Genomic DNA, 4,827 nt, shown 5'->3' on the forward strand with positions numbered 1-4,827 from the left:
CCATTCAATTTTACTACTGTGAAGTTATGGCCAAACCAGATAAGCAAGTCGATACTCTTAAAGTTCCTCCCCATTCAATAGAAGCTGAACAATCTGTTTTAGGTGGCTTAATGCTTGATAACCAAGCTTTTGACCGCGTAGCTGAACTTGTTGTATCACAGGATTTTTATACCCGCACGCACAAGTTAATTTTTGAAGCGATGACGGCACTTGCTGAGATTGGCGATCCAATAGATTTAATCACTATTTCTGAAAGTTTAGAAAAAAATAATAAGCTTGCAGGAATTGGTGGTTTTGCTTATTTAGCTGAAATAGCTAAAAACACGCCAAGCGCTGCTAACATTGACGCTTACGCAAGTATTGTACGCGAACGCGCTGTTGTACGTGAAATGATTGGCGTAGCGAACGAAATTGCAGAAGCGGGTTTTAATACTGAAGGGCGTACTAGTCACGATTTACTTGATTTTGCCGAAAGCAAAGTGTTTAAAATTGCTGAGCAACGAACAAAAAGTAATGAAGGTCCGCAGAGCATTCATAGCATCCTTGAAAAAACCGTTGATAAAATAGAAGAGCTTTATCAATCGCCACAAGATGGTGTAACAGGTGTAAGTACAGGTTATGCCGATCTTGATAAAATGACGACAGGCCTGCAACCTTCTGACTTAATTATTGTTGCAGCGCGTCCATCTATGGGTAAAACCACCTTTGCGATGAACCTTGCAGAACATGCTGCAATGACTCAAGACAAACCAGTATTAATTTACTCACTAGAGATGCCTTCTGAGCAAATTATGATGAGGATGCTAGCGTCTCTTGGTCGCATTAACCAAACTAAGGTGCGTACTGGTCAATTAGATGATGACGATTGGGCACGACTTTCATCAACTATGGGTTTGTTGATGGAAAAAGGCAAAATGTACGTTGATGATGCATCGGGCTTAACACCTACCGATGTGCGCTCACGTGCAAGGCGTATAGCCCGCGACCATGGCGGTATTAGCATGATCATGGTCGATTACTTACAGTTAATGCGTGTACCAAGTCTTGCCGATAACCGAACGCTCGAAATTGCCGAAATCTCGCGTTCACTTAAAGCATTAGCAAAAGAGCTAAAATGTCCGGTTGTTGCGCTTTCACAGCTTAACCGTACGCTAGAGCAACGTGCGGATAAACGCCCAATTAACTCAGATTTACGTGAGTCAGGGTCGATAGAGCAGGATGCCGATTTAATCATGTTTATTTACCGTGATGAAGTGTACAACGAAGACAGTACCGATAAAGGTATTGCCGAAATTATTATAGGTAAACAACGTAACGGCCCAATTGGTAAAGTGCGTTTAACATTCCAAGGTCAATTTTCTCGCTTTGATAATTACGCGGGACCAGCGGTAGATGACGATTACTAATGCGCTTAGCCACTGCTGAAATTAATTTAGCTGCACTTGCGCATAATTTAGCGCAAGTTAAGTGTTTTGCACCTAATAGCAAAGTAATGGCGGTGCTAAAAGCAAATGCTTACGGACATGGTTTAGTAACGATTGCGCAGCATTTAAATGATGCTGACGCATTTGCTGTGGCGCGGATAGATGAAGCGTTAGCTCTGCGAGCGGGGGGCCTAACAAAGCCAATAGTTTTACTCGAAGGCTTCTTTAATAAAGCCGACATACCTATTTTACTTGCTAATAATTTTCAAACTATTATTCACGATGAGTACCAATTAGCTGCGCTTGAAAAAGCAAAGCTTGATGCGCCAATAACATGCTGGTTAAAAGTAAATACAGGTATGCATCGACTAGGTATTGCGCCAGAGCAGTTTGAAGAATTTTATAGCCGTTTACAAAAAACACCTAACGCTAAAAACACTGTTAATCTGATGACCCATTTTTCGTGTGCTGATGATGTTGATAATGCTAAAACGGTTCAACAAATTACGTTATTTGATAACTTAGTGAATGGTATTGACCAAGCGCATTGTTTATCAAATTCAGCGGGTATTATCGCGTGGCCAAATGGACATGGTGATTGGGTACGCCCTGGTCTAATGCTCTATGGTGTATCGCCTATGGCAAATAGTATTGGGCAACAACATAAATTAAAACCAGTTATGCGCTTAACTACGCGCGTAATTGCAGTGCGAAATGTGCCTGCTAATGAGGCGGTCGGGTATGGTGGTCGTTGGAAAAGCGATAAACCAACCAAGTTAGCTGTTGTGGCTATGGGTTATGGCGATGGTTATCCTCGGCACGCTAAAGAGGGGACCCCCGTTATAATTGGCAAGCAGCGTTATGGTATTGTCGGTAGTGTAGCAATGGATATGATTAGTGTAGATATAGGCACTAATGAGCATAATATTAAAGTTGGCGACAGGGTTACTATGTGGGGCCCTGAGCTACCAGTTGAAGAAATAGCACTATGCGCTGATACTATCCCCTACGAGCTATTATGTAATATTACACCGCGCGTAAGTTATGAGTATCAGCGTTGACACAGCTATAAAGCTGTATTTACTCTTTTATAAAGTAAATATCGCTAAAGCCCATACGGGCAAATTCTTGGTCGCGAAAGTTACGAACAGAGGCAGACCCTTTTGAGGTCATTTCTATTTGCTGTACCATGCTTAAGTAATTAGTCAGATCAATACCTTCAGCGGCAGCAATTGCTTGATACATGTCGTGGTATTTATCTTTAGCGAAATTAATCTCGCGCGGTTCGTTTTTATATTTGTAGGTTATTCTACGTGCCATATTAAGCTCATTTCAATTGAGTGTTGCAGCGATTTTACACTGTATTTAATAACGGCTCTAGCATTGAATGACTTGTTGTAATCGGTAATTAAAATAAAGAGTCGAAAATGAAATTATCAGTAGAGATCAGTAAATACCCACTTCACCAAGACTATATCCCGTTTATACAAGGGTTTATTGACAGATTAAACGAATACGATGATTTAAAAGTGATTACTAACACGTTATCAACGCAAATTTTTGGTGATTACGATTTAGTAATGCAGGTATTAAATACCGAAATTAAGCGCTCATATGAAGAATTTGGTAAAGCTATTTTTGTATGTAAGTTTCTCTCTGGCGACTTATCGCCTGAATAGCCTATAATACCAACCTGCATAAATCGTTGATCAATTTAACGAATTAAATTGCACTATAACGTCGTTAAAAATTTTTATTTAGAACAACTAGATACAAAAATTTTTGCCTAGTTCTAGCGTAATTTTCTTAACGTTAAATAGACCCCGTATATAAGCAGGTTGGTATAACAATCGGCACAACTAAACGGTAACTGCATAATATGGACTTTTTAACACAAACCTTAAGTGGTTTTACAGCAATGTCGCATTGGGAGTATATTGCGGTAGGGTTGTCGATGGCTTATTTATTATTAGCAATAAAAGAAAGCTTATGGTGTTGGCCGGCGGCGTTTTTTAGTACGCTCATTTATACAATAATGTACTGGAATGGTGCATTACTTATGGAGTCATTACTTAATTTTTATTATATGTATATGGCTGTATTTGGATGGGTTGTATGGCGTAAAGGCAAAGCTGCAAATTTAAATATTACATCGTGGTCGATGAATCGCCATGCTGTTTTAATTAGTTTAACAACTATAGCTGCAATAGCTATTGGTTACGTTATGCAAAACTATACTCATGCTGATTTTGCTTATCTTGATAGCTTTACAACGTGTTTTGCAGTAGTAACTACTTACTTAGTTGCTAAAAAAGTCCTCGAAAACTGGCTGTACTGGATTGTTATAGATGCAGCTTCTATGTATTTATATTACGAAAAAGGCTATTACCCAACGCTAGCACTCTTTATATTTTATACCATTATGGCAGCGTGGGGCTTTAAAACCTGGTACGAAGAGTACGAACAAAGCCAAGCTAAGCCTCTAGCACAGCTTTAATCAATGATTGCCCATACTCAGTTAGTAAAAATGTGTAGTGCGTTTATAGAGCCTACAAGCATTGTTTCAAGCGAGCGATTACTTAATGGCTTTAGTAACGATAATTTTTTAATACGTACCGAGCAACAAGGGTATTTATTAAAATGTTATAAAAGTCATTGGCCAAATATTGGCCTTGAAGCGCAGCGCTTTTTAAGTGACTTTAATATATGTCCAGCGCCTATTTGGCTTGATAAAGAAAACGGTCGTGCGGTATTTAATTATATTGAAGGCGAGAGCGCGCAATCGGATATAACGCTTAGCTTTATTAATAAACTTGCTCAAGTGCACAATTACAAAGTGTCTACCGCGCCAATGGATATAGCTAAAGAGCTTCATTTTTATCAAAACACCGGCGTATATACGCAATATAAACTTCAAATAGAGCAGGCACTCAAAGCAGTTACAGCTATGTCATTTAATGCAGGTTTTTGTCATAACGACTTAGTAAAAGACAACATTATTGTAAATGTTTCAGGTATGTATTTAATTGATTTTGAATACGCACAAACTAACGATGTGTATTTTGATTTGGCAGCCCTTGCAGTGAGCTTTAATTTTAATGAGAGCAGTGAAAGTGCATTGTTAAATAACTATAAAAATAGCATCGATAAAACAAAAACGTTTGATCTTTCAATAGATAAGCTGAATTACTATAAGCTGTTTTTTTTAGTGTTATGTATTGGCTGGTACGAAGAGCGCGGCATAACTAATAAATCTGTAATGTTACGCGCGCAGCTAACTAAACTCGTTAATAATACTTTTTATAGATGTTAAAGGCCACCAAAGCGCTCGGCTAGCTCTTTGTATTTAGTTACTTCGGCTGTATCAAATTGTGGTTCGCCATTTTCATCTTCTGATTTAGCA

6 protein-coding genes are annotated in these 4,827 nt (G+C 38.8%); 5 read left to right on the forward strand and 1 reads right to left on the reverse strand.

Translation table 11 applies throughout. The features are described from left to right. Positions 1–26: 26 nt before the first annotated feature. Together dnaB and alr are read left to right on the forward strand one after the other, a co-directional pair. Positions 27–1,406, forward strand: coding sequence for a replicative DNA helicase (gene dnaB / locus ENH88_RS13090; protein WP_024600732.1), 1,380 nt, complete (start codon positions 27–29; stop codon positions 1,404–1,406). Beyond that, the gene (gene alr, locus ENH88_RS13095; RefSeq protein ID WP_024600731.1) at positions 1,406–2,485 is read left to right on the forward strand and encodes an alanine racemase; all 1,080 of its coding nucleotides are present in this window, start codon (positions 1,406–1,408) and stop codon (positions 2,483–2,485) included. Before dnaB ends, alr begins: the two co-directional genes overlap by 1 nt. A 19-nt stretch (positions 2,486–2,504) precedes the next feature. On the opposite strand, the gene ENH88_RS13100 is transcribed toward alr, so the two are convergent. Continuing rightward, positions 2,505–2,744, reverse strand: a complete 240-nt coding sequence (locus ENH88_RS13100; RefSeq protein ID WP_024600730.1) for a DUF2960 domain-containing protein — start codon at positions 2,742–2,744, stop codon at positions 2,505–2,507. A gap of 107 nt (positions 2,745–2,851) precedes the next feature. Between ENH88_RS13100 and ENH88_RS13105 the strand changes: the two genes are divergently transcribed. The 3 genes from ENH88_RS13105 (at position 2,852) to ENH88_RS13115 (ending at position 4,737) form a co-directional block, all read left to right on the forward strand. Further along, positions 2,852–3,103: a hypothetical protein gene (locus ENH88_RS13105; protein ID WP_007587304.1), complete on the forward strand. Its 252-nt coding sequence runs from the start codon at positions 2,852–2,854 to the stop codon at positions 3,101–3,103. A 200-nt stretch (positions 3,104–3,303) separates the two neighbouring features. Beyond that, positions 3,304–3,921 carry a nicotinamide riboside transporter PnuC gene (gene pnuC, locus ENH88_RS13110; RefSeq protein ID WP_182195042.1) on the forward strand — a complete coding sequence of 206 codons (618 nt, stop codon included), beginning with the start codon at positions 3,304–3,306 and terminating at the stop codon, positions 3,919–3,921. Between the two features lie 3 nt (positions 3,922–3,924). Further along, positions 3,925–4,737: a phosphotransferase gene (locus ENH88_RS13115; RefSeq protein WP_304182739.1), complete on the forward strand. Its 813-nt coding sequence runs from the start codon at positions 3,925–3,927 to the stop codon at positions 4,735–4,737. The last annotated feature ends 90 nt before the right edge of the window (positions 4,738–4,827 follow it).

Source organism: Pseudoalteromonas prydzensis, assembly GCF_011050055.1.
GTDB lineage: Bacteria > Pseudomonadota > Gammaproteobacteria > Enterobacterales > Alteromonadaceae > Pseudoalteromonas > Pseudoalteromonas prydzensis_A.